Here is a 15,175-nt window from a genome sequence, read left to right on the forward strand (position 1 = left end):
CCTCCCCAACCGGGCTCGGCAGTCTCAGTGCCCCAATGATCGGTCACGCTCGCCATAGAGCAGGGTCACATTCACCCGTTGGTTGACGTAGCCCGTGCGAAAAGCCAGTGGCGCGGTCGCGTGGAACAGGTCGGAATTGAAGATGATCGCTCTATTGCAACGGTAGGGAATGAACGCTGGGCGAGCCCCAGACTCTTCCAGGAACGCCACAATCCGGTCACCGTGCCGATTGTAGGTTTCGAAGTCCCAGTCCGGGGGCGCTTGGACGTCGTAGATCACAAGCCCTCCAGAATCGTGATCAAGATTGGCCTCGTCAGGTGTAATCCAAAAGTTCACGTTCACCGCGGCGAAGTCAGCGTGTGGGTTTGTCGCTGGCTGATCATGCTGGTACTTGAATCCCCACATCTGCAGGAGTGGGTGATGCACGCCTATCAGTTCGGGGAAGAAACGCCGAATTTCCTCTGCGACCTGCAGCAATAGCGGGCAGTTGAAGCCATCCCTGAAGAACGCCCCTAGTCGACCATGTGCATAGCGGTCGGTGTGCCAGATGGTGGATTGCAAACAGAACGCCTGCAGGAGCGCCAGCGCATCTACTGACAGAAAGTCATCGATCACGACAAGGCCCAGCGGGCTTTCCTGGTAATCCCGCTCTGCCTGGAGCAGAGCCGGGCTCAGGTTCAAGGCCCCTTCGGGCAGGCGCGGCGCGTTCAGTTGGTGGACATTCCGCCCGTAGGACGCTGGCAGTGGCGCGTCCACGACCGGTGGCCTCAAAGAATTGTCAGCTTGATCGTATCGTTGGAGAACTGCCTCATACGCGCCAATTTCCGCCACAAGCTGCGGACCAATCAGCCCATGGTCTCGCAAATAGCGTAACTGCTCGAGGTCGTGGGCCAGCTTCGCCCGCGAAGCCCTAGGAGGAACATCAGAACGCTGGGAAGTGTCGGGTTGAGATAACGTCCGCTCAACCCCGCGAGTTGCAGTGGCATAGTGCGCGGCCCACACACCCGCGTCGACAAGATCGTGAGCCCGCAATGAGGTGCTGACGAGGTTATCCAGGATTTCTGGATCGCGCGGGTACAGTTCTTCGAGCATCCTCCACATTGCTCGGGCCGAGTCATGCTGCCCTATGTAGCCATATAGTGTTGCAAGTAGAAAAGCCAAGTTAGCCCTGGCCAGGTTGAACGTTGGCTGCAGGCTGATCGCAACTTTGTAGCTCGAAATCGCATCCTCATTGCGCCCCAACTGCTGTAAGGCCCAACCAAGATTGTTGTGGCCAGCAGCCGAGTCAGGGATCTGCTGCACAATGGCGCGAAAGCAGGTCTCAGCGGCCTCATAATCCCCCTGGTCGCAGAGGCTACAGCCCTCCGCCAGTCGGACCGATATCGCCTCCTGCGAGCAGCTCTGCGGGAGGTGCCGGAGCACACCATATTTCGCAATCGGGTCTCGCACACTCACGCAAGGCCCCTGAATTGTTCCAGGTAAAGCCTCATCATCCTCGCATCATCGATAGCTTCGTTGACAGTATTCTCAACACCGTCATTCCAGTCATCACCAATCGCAGCTCTGGCAACATCGGTATCCGTGAGCGCAGCCCAGGTGGACTCGGTATCCAGAAGCCCGGTGACATCGAGTAGGCGCCGTTGCCCATTTTCCGACGCGTTGAGTAAGAAGTCGTAGTTTAGGAGCAAGCTGCTTTCGATCAATTTCCCAAGCATGCCTTGGCATTCGATGTAGCCAACATAGACCTCGCCTCCAGCAGTCGCAATCTCTAGGCCGTTGTTAGTCTCGACCCCGCCAAGAGTACGCATTTTGTAGATCTGGCCACCAGGCTGGGAGTGTTCATAAAGCCTTTGCCTGATTGAGCGCGAAGTGAACCCGCAGTAGAAGGGGAGACAAGTGCCCTGCCTGCTGTCCGTGACAAAATAGATCACATAGATGCCCGGGCTTTGTACCCCGGCATTTTGACCGGGAGACAACGACAACGCGCTCCCGCCGTAGGCCCGAATGACACCGGTAATGTTTCTGCTATCCCTTTCAGCGTCCATGACTTCGTCCTTGTAATTGCGCACCAGATTGCTCAGTTGAGCAGAGTGCTAAACGCTCAGCTTAGCCACTATAGCGCCACTAGCCAGGGCAGGCGACGAGTGACTCCAAGTAGCCAAGAAAGGCCCTCAGCCGGACATTGTTCCGCGAGGGCTGAGCAGCGCAGAAGATGCCATTGTCCTTCGAGCGGGTTGGTGCTGTGCAGTCGCTGCCGGTGCGCCTTGGGAAACGCCCGACGGCATGTACGTCAGCCATTGGGTATTGTTCACCGCGTTACGCTATGGATTTCCAGCTGATCACCGCGTAACCAGTCGATAAACCGTGCAAACAACTCCGATTGCGAGTTGATACCAAGCTTCATGTACAGGTTCTTGCGGTGCATGCGCACGGTCTCCGGCGAGATACCCAGCTCCTGCGCAGTAGATTTCACCGAGTGCCCGCGCAGGATCATGTGCGCCACTTCCCGCTCGCGGTCGGTCAGCACCTGGCAGCCAAAGCTGTCGAACGCTGCCTGCAGGCTGCCGCGCTCGGTTGATGCAGTGCCCGGTTCCAGGTTGTGCCGGGCATAGCGCACCAGCAGTTCGCGCACCATCGGCTCCAGCGCACGCAACAGGTCGACCTGCCCGGCGTTCAGACGCGTGCCGCTGCAGCATTGGAACAGGCTCAGCGACAGCTTGCGGCCTGCGCTGATGTCGACGATGTAGTAGCTGTCTTCACTGCAACCTGTACCCAGGTAATAGGCCTTGTAGTAGTCGCTGTCGAAGAAGTTGTCGGGGGCGATTTCCTGCAGGTGGTAAAAGCCTTCGGCCAGGCCGCTTTGCACGGCAAGGCAGAAAGGGTCCAGCAGGTAGCCGGCGCTGAAATAGCGCTCCAGCACGGCAGCCCGATGCCGTTCGGGAATGCCTTGCTGGTACAGCAACTGCGGCGCCCGCCCCTGGCACTCAAGGCTGATCATCATCGACTCCACCCGCACCAACTGGCCGATGGCTGCGGCCACATACTCCAGCGCCTCGGCGGTTTCGCCATGGGCCAGGGCGCGCTGCAACGCCGCGTGCCACTGCTGCAGCGCGCCCATTGTGAGGGTAAGCGGGGTATCGGGGGAGGCTTGGGTCATGCCCGGCAGTCTAGCCTGCCAGGCACGCCCGCGCACAGCCCTTTGCGCCAGGTTCATCGGCCTTGGTACAGGCCAAGCGCTGTGAGTTCACGCGCGGTTTCGAGGATGCACTGGCGCAGGGTCTCGACGATCTCGTCCACCTGCGCATGGGTGATGATCAATGGTGGCGACATCACGTTCAGGTGCATGATCGGGCGCACCAGCAACCCTTTTTCCTGCGCTTTGCTGTGGATGCGCTCGCCGATGTTCACCTCATCGGCGAACAGTGCCTTGCTGGCCTTGTTGGCGACGAACTCGACACAGGCCATCAGCTTCATGCAGCGCACATCCCCCACCAGCGGCAGATCGCGCAGGCTCTGCAAGCGTTGCTCAAGGTAACCCCCCACGTCCTTGACATGATCGAGCAGTTGCTCGCGCTCGATGATCTCGATGTTCTTCAGCGCCGCCGTGCAGCACACCGGGTGGCCGCTGTAGGTAAAACCGTGGGTGAAGCAACGGCCCTTGCCTGGCTCGGCAATCACTTGCCAGATACGCTCGGAAAAAATACACGCACCCAGCGGCAGGTACGCCGAGGTCAGGCCTTTGGCGGTGGTGATGATGTCAGGGATGACGCCAAACAGTTCCTCGCTGGCGAAGAAGGTGCCCAGGCGCCCGAACGAGGTCACCACTTCGTCGGCGACGAACAGGATGTCGTAGGTCTGGCACAGCTGCCACATGCGCTGGAGGTACCCCTCGGGCGGAATGATCACCCCGCCCGAGCCCATGATCGGCTCGGCGAAGAATGCCGCCACGTTATCGGCACCCAGCGAGAGGATCTTGTCCTCGAACTCGGCCACCAGGAAGTCGAGGAACTCCGCCTCGTCCATGTCATCTGGCGCGCGGTACGGGTTGGGATTGGAGACGTGGTGGATCAGGTCGTGGTGGTAATCGAACTCCGGCACCCGGTCGGCGGCCTTGTTGCCAATCGACATGGTCAGGGTGGTGGAGCCATGGTAAGCGTTGTAACGGGCGATGATGTGCTTCTTGTGCGGCTTGCCTCGGCAGTTCTGGTAGTACTGGATCAGCCGGTAAGCCGTATCGACCGCGGTCGAGCCGCCCGTGGTGAGGAACACATGGTTCAGGTCACCCGGCGCCAGCTGCGCGAGCTTCTGGCACAGTTCGATGGCGACGTCGTTGGCCATGTCGGAGAACGGGTTGGAATAGGCCAGCTGGCGTACCTGGTCGGCGATGGCCACGGCCATTTCCTCACGGCCCAGACCAATGTTGGTGCACCACATGCCGCCGACGGCATCGAGGAAACGGTTGCCGTGGGTGTCGCGAATGTAGGCGCCTTCACCGGCGACGATGTTCAACGCACCTTGCTCGCGGTGTTCGTCGAACACATGGTAGCCGTGCATGTAGTGGGCCTTGTCGGCGTCCACCAGCGGGTCGTGGGCAATGGCGAATGCTTTGCTTGGGGTGGCCATGGGCAGCTCCTTGGCGGGAATTTTTGGGCAGTGTTCAGAAACCGGTCTTGACCGTGCTCCAGACCCGGGTGATGGCGCGCATGTCCTTGGGGCTCTGGGTTTTCTGCGCGAAGAGGCGCTCACGGGTTTGTGCGTCGGGGTAGATGGCCGGGTCCTGGCGGATGTCATCACGCACCAGCGCGGTAGCGGCAGCGTTGCTGTTGGCGTAGTGGATGTAGTCGGTGACCTTGGCCATGGTCTGCGGCTGCAACAAGAACTCGATGAAACGGTGCGCGTTGGCCGCGTGCGGCGCATCCTTGGGGATGTACAGGTTGTCGAACCAGATCAGCGAACCTTCCCTGGGGATGAAGAACGACAGTTTGATGTCCTTCTTCGCTTCCACTGCGCGGGCCTGGGCGGTGGCATAGTCACCGGACCAGGTCAGCGCCAGGCAGACATCACCATTGGGCAGGCTGGTGAGGTAATTCACCGAATCGAACTTGCGTATGTAGGGGCGGATGCCCAGTAACAGTTGTTCGGCCGCCTTGAGGTCGGCCGGCGACGCGCTGCGTGGGTCCTTGCCCAGGTACTGCAAGGCCAGCGGGATGACCTCGGTGGGCGCGTCCATCAGGGTGACACCGCAGTCGGCGAAGCGCGAGACGATCTTGGGGTCGAACAGCATGGCCAGCGAACCGATCGGCGCGTCGGGCATGCGCGCGGTGATCTTGTCGACGTTGTAGGTGACCCCCGAGCTGCCCCAGGTGTAGGGCGCCGAATACTTCAGGCCAGGGTCGTAGCCCTGCAGGTCGTTCACCACCTGCTGGTCGAGGTTGTGCCAACTGGGCAGTTGCTGCTTGTCCAGGGCCTGGAACACACCGGCGCTGATCAGCGGGGGTACCAGCGAGGCGTTGAGCATGACCAGATCGTAGCCGGAACGGCCGGTGAGCAGCTTGGTCTGCACGGTTTCGTAGCCATCGAAGGTGTCGTAGATGACCTTGATGCCGGTGGCCTTCTCGAAGTCGGCCAGGGTGGTTTCACCGATGTAGTCGGTCCAGTTGTACAACCGTAACGTGTTACCGCTGTCCACCTCTGCCGCCTGGGCCAGGCTGGCGCCAGACGCCAGCAGCAGACCGCCAATCACCTTCAGTACCTTGCGCATGGCAACTCCATCGTGTGAGTGCTCCGGATCGAGCCGATGGGTTCACTATCGGTGGATTGGTCCAGGGGTGACATACCCCGAATGTGTGGGTGGTCGTTTTTTGGCAGGTGGCGCTGGAAGGTTTGCAGCCCTTTCGCGACACAAGGCTGCTCCCACAAGGACGGCGCAGCCTTCGAAGCTGACGGTAATCCTGGGAGCGGCCTTGTGTCGCGAAAGGGCCGCAACGCGGCCCCAGTGTTCAGTACAGGAGAAAGGTCACGTCAGCGGGTACAACGCTTCATCGAACTGCGCCAGGCGCGGGAACACCAGTGGCTGGTCGTCCGAGAGCTGCTCCAGACGCTGCCGGTATTGCTGCAGAAAGTCCTGTCGCGCATCAGCACTGATGTACGGCACATGCCACGCCACGAACGGCGGCAGCACCTCGAACCCGACATAGGCCAGCGTGCCCCGCAGGATCGGCCGCAGCATGTCTTCCAGCGGCCCGTGAATCGCGCCGTCGCCAAACATGTGCTCTCGCCCGCCCAGGGTCACGGTCACCAGCGCCCTCTTGCCGGCCAACCCGCCCTGGTCGTAGAAGCGCTTGCCGCCATAGCACACCCCCGACACCAGCACCCGGTCGATCCAGCCCTTGAGCATGGCCGGGGCCGAGAACCAGAAGATCGGGAAGTTCAGCACCAGCAAGTCGGCCCACAACAACTTGTCCAGCTCCTGCTGGATATCCGCGGCAATGGCGCCACGCTTGACGCCCTGACGCTGCTCCAGCGCATACACGAGGTACTCGGGGTTCTCGCGCTGGGTAAAGTCATCGGCACTGGCCACCGGGTTCCAGCCCATGGCGTACAAGTCACTGACCTGCACCTGATGGCCTTGGGCGCGGAAGGTTTCCACAGCCTGGTCACGCAGGGCTGCCGTGAACGATTGCGGCTCGGGGTGAGCGTGGACGATCAGTACATTCACAAACATTCTCCTCACACAAAACAGGTTATCTTGCCGCAGTGGTTCAGCAGCGCGCGCCGTCCTCCTGGCCCGGGCAACGCGTACGCTGGACGGTGTGTTCACGCATCCGTCTGCCCGCGCATCAGTTCGCCGGCGCAGCGGGCAATGCGCTGGCAGGCATCGACCAGCGCCTCGTTGCCCAGCACCAGGCCCAGGCGGATATGCCCGGCAGCGCTAGGGCCGAATGCCTCGCCAGCGAGCACCGACACGCCTTGGCTATCCAACAGGTAGTCGGCGAAAGCCTGGGCGCTATGGCCGGTTTCACGGATGTCGACCATCACGAACATGCCACCATCGGGCTTCAACGCCTTCAAACCCGGGCAGCCGGCCAGCTGCTCGCACACCAGATCGCGCCGCTGGCGGTAGGCTTCGCGCATGGCGTCCAGTTCGGGCAACGGGTGCTCCAGCGCCACCACGGCGGCATCCTGGACGAAGTCCGGCAAGCCGTAGAGCATGCACAGGGCGAGGTTTTCCAGATGCGTGGCCAGTGCTGTCGAGCCGACCACCCACCCCATGCGCCAGCCAGTCATGGCATGCGATTTGGACAGGCTGTTCAGCGTTGCAGTCCGCTCGGCCATACCCGGCAGGCTGCCGGGGCTGACATGCTCACCTTCATACAGCAGCTCGCTGTAGACCTCGTCAGAGATCAGCCACAGATCATGGGCAACGCACAGTTCGGCCAGCGCCTCCCAGGTGGCGCGCGGCAGGCTCGCCCCTGAAGGGTTGTGCGGGCTGTTCAGGGCCAGCGCGCGGGTGCGCGGGGTAATGCGCTCGGCGACGTCACGCGGGCACACGCGAAAGCCATTCTCGGGCTTGACCGGTACCGGCACCACCTTGGCGCCGCAGGCACCGAACACAGCCTCGTAGGTGACATACATCGGTTCGGCAACGATCACCTCATCGCCTGGGTCGAGTATGCACTGGGCTACGCAGAACAGCGCGCACTGGGCACCCGCCAGCACGGTCACCTGGTCGACGCTCACCGCCTGGCCACTGCGCTGCCGGTGACGGTTGGCGATGGCCTGGCGCAGCGCCAGCTTGCCGCGTACATCGGCGTAATGAGTATGGCCAGCGCGCAGGCTGTCGATGGCCGCCTCGACGATAGGCGCGGGAGTGTCGAAGTCCGGGTCCCCCACCGACAGCAGCAGGATGTCCTTGCCCTCGGCCTGCAGCGCCAGGGCGCGGTAGTGGATGTCCCAGGCCGCAGCGCCGTCGCCGGCGATGCGTTGGGTGAGCTTGGCGTAGCGCATGGCAATCTCCTTTCAATGGCAATTTCAGTCGACGAGCATCTTCGGGTTGGAACTGCCCCATACGGTGTACAAATCGGCGAGCAACGCGCCGTTGATTTCTTCCATCTCGGCCTGGGTGATTTCGCCCCCGGCCTGCTTGCCAAACAGCACCACTTCGTTGCCCCCCTTCACATCAGGGAAGTCGGTGACATCGACCATCAGCGTGTTCATCGACACCTTGCCCACAACCGGCACACGGTGGCCGTTGATCAGCACATGGCCCTTGTTGGTGAATACCCGGCGGTAGCCATCGGAGTACCCGACCGTAATGTTGGCCAGACGCGAATCACGGGCCAGGGTGAAGGTGCGGTCATAGCCCACGGTGTTGCCAGCCGGATAGCTGTGCACCGCCGCCACATGCGATTTGAACTGCATCGCACGCTTGTACTCAGTGCGCCCCGGCACGGTGTCGCCGAACAGCGCGCCCCCCGTTCGCACCATGTCCAGGCGCGCTTCCGGCACCTCCAGCGTAGCGAACGAGTTGGCGGCGTGCAGGGTGAGCTTGCTGCGGTCGAGCTTCGCGTGCTTGATCAACCAGTCGGTCTGCTCGTTGAAGGCTGCCAGGCCCTTGCGGACATCGTCCTTGTCCTCCACGGCGAAGTGGGTCATCAGCGCGACCAGCTTGAGGTGCTTCTGATCGGTGATCTGCAGCGCTTCGCCACGGCCGGACCAGGTGGCCATCTCCACTCCGTTGCGGCTCATGCCGCTGGAGTTGAGCGCCATGTGAATGCGCAGGGTCTTGCCATGGCGCGCGGCGATGGCATCGGCCTGGCGGGCGAATTCCGCGCTGCCCACCAGCTCCTCCATGTCGTACTGCAAGCCATCTTCCAGCTCGCTGAGGCTGGCCAGGCGTACCCGCACCAGTTGCCCGGTGAAGCCACTGGCGCGGACCACGCGGGCCTCCTCGTTGCTGGCCACCGCCACGCAGGGCACGCCCTGGGCGATGATCGATGGCATTACCAGGCCGATACCGTGGCCATAGGCATCGGCCTTGAGCACAGCGCACAGCTTGGACTTGCCGGCCAGCTCGGCCTGCAGGGTGCGGATATTGTGTTGCAGAGCGCTGGCACTGACCTCAACCCAGGCGTTGCTGTTCTGCACGGTCAGGGTGTTGGTGCCGTTGTCCATCGACAACGGGGGGGCCGCATACAGGGGGGCCTGTCCGGTGATCAGAAGTGCCAGGGATGCAGCCAGAAGGGTACGGCGAAAGGGCATGGTGGTTACTCGTGTTCTTGTCGTTGTGCGCGCCTTAACAGACGCAGGTGTGTTTGAGTTCGATGAACGTCACGCCGGGGGTGGCGAAGCCGCTGGCCAGGTCGGCCTGCAATGCGTCCAGGTCGCGTGGCTGGTGCACGGTGCAGCCGAAGGCGCGGGCCAGGCCGATGAAATCCGGGTTGCGCGGCAGCACGCCGACCGGCTCGATATCCAGACCGAGCATATCGTCGCGGATCTGGCCGAGGGCGTCATTGTTCCAAAGCAACACCACCAGCGGCCGGTGCAGCTCCTCGACGGCAGTTGCCAGTTCCTGGGCGGTGTACAGGAAGCCGCCATCACCCACAAGTACCAGGCCGGGGCGGTGGTCGCTGGCGAACATACCACCGATGCCAGCCGGCAGGCCGTAGCCGAGGGTGCCGTAGCCGGTGGGGTGCAGCCAGCTACGTGGTGCCCGGCTGGAGAAGGCGTAGTTGCCGGTATAGGCCAGCTGGGTCATGTCGCTGCTGATGAAGGCATCGTCGGGCAGTACGGCGGCGATACGGTCCAGAATGGCCTGGTGCGTGGCCTGCAACGGGGCATGCCCATTGCGGATGGCCTGGCGCAGGGTGGCCACCGCCGCGCTGGCCTGGGCCGGGTCACGCTGAAGTGCGGGCAGGTGTTCGAGCAAACCGTCCACGGTTTGCCGGGCATCGCCCTGCAGGGCAATGGCACAGGGGTAGAAATCGTTGAACTTGCGCGGGTCGATGTCGACGCGCAGCAGCTCGCCGCGGATCGGCAGACGTTCGCGCCAGAAGTCGGTGTCGGCCATTTCGGTGCCTACAGCAAGCACCACATCAGCCTGGCTGATCAACTGCCAGCCGGGTTCGACGCACAGGCTGGCGCCGGCATTGAGTGGCGCGTCTGGCGGCAGCAAGCCCTTGCCGGCCACGCTGGTGAACAGAGGCGCTGCCAGCCGTGTACTAAGTTGCTGCAACTGCTCAGCCGCGTGCAACGCGCCCCCCCCGGCAATGATCATCGGCCGCTGGGCGGCGGCAAGCTTCAGGGCAGCCTGCTCGAGGGTTTCGCGGCGCGGCTGGCCACGCCCGGGACGGCGTACCACCTCACCGCTCCAGTCCCGGCTGACCGGTGCCGCCAGCACGTCCAGGGGCACCGAAATATGCACCGGGCGCGGTCGTTCGCTGTCGAACACGGCCCAGGCGCGGGCGATCAGCTCGGGCAGGTCATCGCCGCGCAACGCCACGGCCGAGAACGCGGTGATCGGCGCAGTCATGGCGCGCTGGTCCTGGGTTTCGTGCAGGCAGCCCCAGCCCTTGCCCAGGCTGGCGGTGTGGTTGACGCTGGAGATCACCAGCATCGGCACCGAGTCGGCATAGGCTTGGCCGATGGGGGTGGCGACGTTGGTTACGCCTGGGCCGGTAATGACGAAGCACACTCCGGGCTTGCCACTGACCCGCGCGTAACCGTCGGCCATGAAGCCGGCGCCTTGCTCGTGGCGGGTCAATACATGGCGAATGCCGCTGCCCGGCAGGCCACGGTAAAGCTCCAGGGTGTGCACGCCGGGGATGCCGAACACAGTCTCAACGCCGTAGTTGGCCAACAACCGCACCAGGGCCTGGCCGGCCGTCAGGGTAAGGTCATTCATGTCGTTCTCCTTGCGTCTGGCCGAGGCGGATCAGCGCGTCGACTGCGGTGGTGCCATTGGCACCGACCATCAATGGGTTCACATCCAGCTCCAGCAACTGCCCGGCGTTTTCGCAGGCGTAATCGGCGACTGCGCGGATGGCCAAGACCAAGGCATCGAGGTTGGCGGCCGGACGGCCACGGAAGCCTTGCAGCAGGCTGGCACTGCGCAGGTTCAGCAGCGCTGCCCGGATGGCGCTGTCGGTAGTGGGCAGCAACAGGCTGACACTGTCCTTGAGCAGTTCGACCAGCACGCCGCCGGCACCGATCACCAAGGCCAGGGCAAAGTCGTGTTCACGCTTGATGCCCACTATGAGCTCGGCCAAGGGCTGCTCGGCCATGGGCTCGAGCAGCACCTGATCAAACGCAACCTGGGGGGCGTAGGCAGCGATGCACTGGCGCATCTGCACCAGTGCAGCTTCCAGGGCGCGGGCATCGCGCAGGTTCAACGCCACAGCGCCAGCTTCGGTCTTGTGCGGCAGCTGCGCGCTGACCGCCTTCAGTACCAAGGGGTAACCGACATGGGCAGCGTCTGCCACGGCGCGTTCGGGCGTACTCAGCACGCCCGCAGGCACGGGCAGACCGAAGGCGCGCAGGGCCTGCTTGGATTGCCATTCGTCCAACAGTCGGCTTTCGCCCGTGACGGCCTGCGGGCACAGCGGTACCCGCGCAGCCTCGCCCTGGTCCAGCAACCGCTGGCGGTTCCTTTGGTAAGCGACGATACGGCCCCAGGCCGCCAGGCCGTCTTCCACGCCCTGCAGGGCAGCGATACCCCGCGCATGCAGGCGCTCACGCGCACTGGCAGGCAACAGTTCCGGGAAAGCCGAGGTGACGAAGCCGATCTTGCCGTGGCGTTCAACGGCATCGCAGTACAGCCCCAGCAGCAGGTCGCATTCCTTGCGCTCGCCGGTGAACGCCGCCGGATAGTCCAGCACCAGCATCGCCGCGCCCGCGGCGCCGCTCAGGGTGCTGTCGAGCATGCGTTGCAGGGCGGCTTCATCGCCCCAGATGGCAGTGGTGAAGTCCAGTGGGTTGACCAGGTTGGCATAGCCCGGCAACACCTCGGCCAGTGCCGCCACCTGCCCTTGCGCGAGCTTCGGCAGTTGCAACTGGTTGCGTTCGGCATAGTCGGCAATCAGGCCGGCATCGCCGCCTGAGCAGGCCAGCGCAATCAGCTCGCCATCTGCCGGCAAGCGTCCGCAGGCTGCGGCCTTGAGCGTTTCGACAAAGCTCACCGGGCCGCTGACGCGGATTACGCCCAGGCGCTGGAACAGGCTGTCGTACAACGCATCGGAGCCGGACAACGAGCTGGTGTGGCTGAGCGCCAGTTCAGCGCCGATCTGCGAAACGCCAGTCTTCAGGGCAATGATCGGCGTACCCTGCTGCAATGCCTTGTAGGCGGCGCGTGCAAAGCCCGGCACGTTCTTCAAGCCTTCCAGGTGCAGCCCGATGGCCGTTACCCGTGGGTCGTCGAGCAGCACGTCCATCAGCTCGGCCACACCCAGTTGTGCCTGGTTGCCGACCGAGGCCATGTAGGCCACCGGCAGGGAGCGGTCGCTCATGGACAGGTTGTAGGCGAAGTTGCCACTTTGCGTGAGGATCGCCACCCCCTTCTCCACTTGCTGGCCACCATGCGCCACCGGCCACAGGGCGGCACCGTGCAGGTAGTCGAGCAGGCCATAGCAGTTAGGGCCGAGCAAGGCCATGTTGCCGGCGACGTCGAGCAGGCGTTGCTGCAACTGGCAGCCCTCCTCGCCGCTTTCGGCAAAGCCCGAGGCGTAGCAGATGGCGCCACCGGCGCCACGTGCTGCCAGCTCGGCAACGCACTGCAGGGTCAGCTCACGGTTGGTGGCGATGAACACCGCGTCCGGGGCGTAGGGCAAGTCGGCCACCCGGGCCACGCAGGGGATGCCTTCGAGGCTTTCATGCTGCGGGTTGACCAGCCACAGCTCACCGGCAAAGCCACCTTCGGCGCAGCGCTTGAGCGCCCGCGCCATGCTGCGCCCGCCGACAAAGGCCAGGTGTCGGGGCGCCAGCAGGCGCTTGAGGTTGTCACGAATCGATTGCGACATGGGTGTTCTCCTGGCGCTCAGCGCAGCAACGGGCGCAGCAGTTCGCGGGCGATGATATGCCGCTGGATTTCCGAAGTGCCCTCCCAGATGCGCTCGATACGCGCATTGCGCCAGATGCGCTCAACCGGCCCTTCATCCATCAGGCCCATGCCACCGAAGATCTGCACGGTTTGGTCGGCGACCTTGCCCAGCACCTCGCTTGCAAACAGCTTGGCCATGCCGGCCTCACCGTCGGTCATGTTGCCCTGGTCCATCTTCCAGGCGGTGTGCAGGGTGAGCATCTCGGCCGCGCGGATCTGCGTGGCCATGTCGGCCAGCTTGAACGACACCCCCTGATAGCTGCCGATGGCCTGGCCGAACTGCTTGCGGTCGGCGGCCCATTGCAGCGACAGGTCGAGGGCGCGCTGGGCCTGGCCCACGCAGTTGGCGGCGACCATCACCCGACCGGCGGTAAGCCAGGCGTTGGCCACTTCCCAGCCCTTGCCGACTTCGCCCAGTACCTTGCTGGCCGGCACCCGGCAGTCGTCGAAAAACAGCTCGTAGGTGTGATAACCACGGTTGCTCACGCACTTGGGACCACGGCGGATGGTCATGCCCGGCGTACCCCGGTCGACCAGCAAGGCGGTGACCGCATTGCGCTTGCGCCCGTTGTGCTCGTAGGTGTCGGTGACAGCGAAGACGATGGCGAAATCGGCGTGGCCTGCGTGGCTGATGAAGTGCTTGCTACCGTTGATGACAAAGTCATCGCCCTGACGTACGGCGCGGGTCTTGATGGCATTGGCATCAGAGCCGGCGCCCGGTTCGGTGAGGGCGAAGCAGTCGATCTTCTCGCCCTGCACGCACGGCAACAGGTAGTCGTTGATCTGCTCGTCCTTGCAGGCCATGAGGATTTTCGACGGCCGTGCAACGAAGACATGCAGCGCCCAGGACACCTTGGACAGCTCACGTTCGATCAGCGCCTGGGACAGGTAGTCCAGGCCGCCCCCTCCCACTTCCTCGGGCATGTTGAAGGCATAGAACCCTGCAGCGATGGCCTTGCCACGGATCTGCGCGGCCAGTTCGGGTGACACGGCGTCGGCGCGGTCCACCGCTTCCTCATGGGGCAGCAGTTCTTTGGCAACAAAGCTGCGTACCGCTTCCACCAACATTTCTTGTTCTTGGGTCAGTTGGAAATTCATCTGCGAAGGTCCTGATGAGGGTCGGGTATCGGATTACTGGCCGGTAAAACGGGGGGCGCGACGTTCCACCGAAGCTTGCAGGGCCTCGGCGCCATCCTGGCTGCGGCCACACAGCAGGCCGGCGTGGCGCTCGGCTTCCAGCTGTTCAGCCAGCGTGCGCCGGGCACCGTCGCGTATCAGCCGCTTGGTCTGCGCATAGGCGAAGGTCGGGCCATTGGCCAGGCGCCCGGCCAGTTCGGCGGCAACGGCAGGCAACTGCTCGTCGGCGCAGACTTCGCTGACCAACCCGGCGGCCAGGGCGCGATCGGCGCCCCACAATTCGTCCAGGAACAGCAGGCGCTTGGCCTGCTCGCTGCCGATCAGCCGTGGCAGGTGCCAGCTGGCGCCGGCATCGGGGCTGTAGCCCATGCTGGTGTAGCCGGCCTTGAAGCGCGCCGAGGCGGCGGCGATGCGCAGGTCGCAGCACAGGCTGAGGTCCATGCCACCGCCCACGGCGGTGCCGTTGATGGCGGCGATGGTGGGTTTGTCGAGGCTGTGCAGGCGCAACATCAGGGCATGGGCAGTTTCGGTCCAGCCGTAGCTTTCCAGGGTGCCCGCCGCTTCGGCGGCTGCCCATTCGGCCAGGTCGGCGCCAGCGCAGAAGCTGCGGCCGCTGCCGGTCAGCACCACCACGCGTACGGCGGGGTCGTCGGCATGGCTGTCGAGCAAGGCGTGCAGTTGCTTGAGGGTGGGAATGTCCAGCGCGTTGCGCTGCTCGGGGCGGTTGAGGGTGATCCAGGCAACGCCGGCTTCGACCTTGCTCAACAGTGACGACGACGGGGTGGTCATGGGGGGCCTCGGTGTTGTTGTGATGGTGTTGGAGGGCTTGACGAGGGAGATACTAAACGAGTGTTCAGCAAGGCGGGATGGGCTGTTACAACTTCGCACAACTCGGTGTCTGGCGTTACACAAGGGCGTTCGTCCTGACGGCTTTATGGCCTGTGA

At 63.6% G+C, this 15,175-nt stretch carries 12 protein-coding genes; all 12 read right to left on the bottom strand.

All coding sequences use genetic code 11. From position 1 onward, the window contains the following. Positions 1-24: 24 nt before the first annotated feature. Positions 25-1,455 carry a tetratricopeptide repeat protein gene (locus tag FQ668_RS17765; RefSeq protein ID WP_023389381.1) on the bottom strand — a complete coding sequence of 477 codons (1,431 nt, stop codon included), beginning with the start codon at positions 1,453-1,455 and terminating at the stop codon, positions 25-27. Continuing rightward, positions 1,452-2,069 (bottom strand): hypothetical protein, encoded by a 618-nt coding sequence (locus FQ668_RS17770; RefSeq protein WP_144180426.1) that lies wholly within the window; start codon positions 2,067-2,069, stop codon positions 1,452-1,454. Before FQ668_RS17770 ends, FQ668_RS17765 begins: the two co-directional genes overlap by 4 nt. Positions 2,070-2,308: 239 nt before the next feature. Then, complete coding sequence (locus FQ668_RS17775; RefSeq protein ID WP_144180428.1) at positions 2,309-3,157, bottom strand: helix-turn-helix transcriptional regulator; 849 nt, start codon at positions 3,155-3,157, stop codon at positions 2,309-2,311. Between the two features lie 53 nt (positions 3,158-3,210). Next, the gene (locus FQ668_RS17780) at positions 3,211-4,623 is read right to left on the bottom strand and encodes an aminotransferase (protein ID WP_144180430.1); all 1,413 of its coding nucleotides are present in this window, start codon (positions 4,621-4,623) and stop codon (positions 3,211-3,213) included. Positions 4,624-4,657: 34 nt separating this feature from the next. After that, on the bottom strand, positions 4,658-5,761 hold the full coding sequence (locus FQ668_RS17785) for a polyamine ABC transporter substrate-binding protein (protein ID WP_019438335.1): 1,104 nt from the start codon (positions 5,759-5,761) through the stop codon (positions 4,658-4,660). A 255-nt stretch (positions 5,762-6,016) separates the two neighbouring features. Further along, complete coding sequence (locus FQ668_RS17790) at positions 6,017-6,718, bottom strand: NAD(P)H-dependent oxidoreductase (protein WP_014590556.1); 702 nt, start codon at positions 6,716-6,718, stop codon at positions 6,017-6,019. 98 nt (positions 6,719-6,816) lie between these two features. Further along, on the bottom strand, positions 6,817-8,007 hold the full coding sequence (locus FQ668_RS17795; RefSeq protein ID WP_014590555.1) for a pyridoxal phosphate-dependent aminotransferase: 1,191 nt from the start codon (positions 8,005-8,007) through the stop codon (positions 6,817-6,819). A 24-nt stretch (positions 8,008-8,031) separates the two neighbouring features. Further along, complete coding sequence (gene alr / locus FQ668_RS17800) at positions 8,032-9,261, bottom strand: alanine racemase (protein WP_019438337.1); 1,230 nt, start codon at positions 9,259-9,261, stop codon at positions 8,032-8,034. Between the two features lie 34 nt (positions 9,262-9,295). After that, the gene (locus FQ668_RS17805) at positions 9,296-10,903 is read right to left on the bottom strand and encodes a 5-guanidino-2-oxopentanoate decarboxylase (protein ID WP_014590553.1); all 1,608 of its coding nucleotides are present in this window, start codon (positions 10,901-10,903) and stop codon (positions 9,296-9,298) included. Further along, a complete protein-coding gene (locus tag FQ668_RS17810; RefSeq protein WP_019438338.1) occupies positions 10,896-13,013 on the bottom strand; it encodes an acetate--CoA ligase family protein in 2,118 nt (705 codons plus the stop codon). The genes FQ668_RS17805 and FQ668_RS17810 overlap by 8 nt, the downstream gene beginning before the upstream one ends. Positions 13,014-13,030: 17 nt before the next feature. Continuing rightward, the gene (locus FQ668_RS17815; protein ID WP_019438339.1) at positions 13,031-14,191 is read right to left on the bottom strand and encodes an acyl-CoA dehydrogenase family protein; all 1,161 of its coding nucleotides are present in this window, start codon (positions 14,189-14,191) and stop codon (positions 13,031-13,033) included. A gap of 33 nt (positions 14,192-14,224) precedes the next feature. Continuing rightward, positions 14,225-15,019, bottom strand: a complete 795-nt coding sequence (locus FQ668_RS17820; RefSeq protein WP_019438340.1) for an enoyl-CoA hydratase/isomerase family protein — start codon at positions 15,017-15,019, stop codon at positions 14,225-14,227. Positions 15,020-15,175: the final 156 nt, after the last annotated feature.

It is taken from the genome of Pseudomonas sp. Kh14 (assembly GCF_900291005.1).
GTDB classification, from domain to species: domain Bacteria; phylum Pseudomonadota; class Gammaproteobacteria; order Pseudomonadales; family Pseudomonadaceae; genus Aquipseudomonas; species Aquipseudomonas alloputida.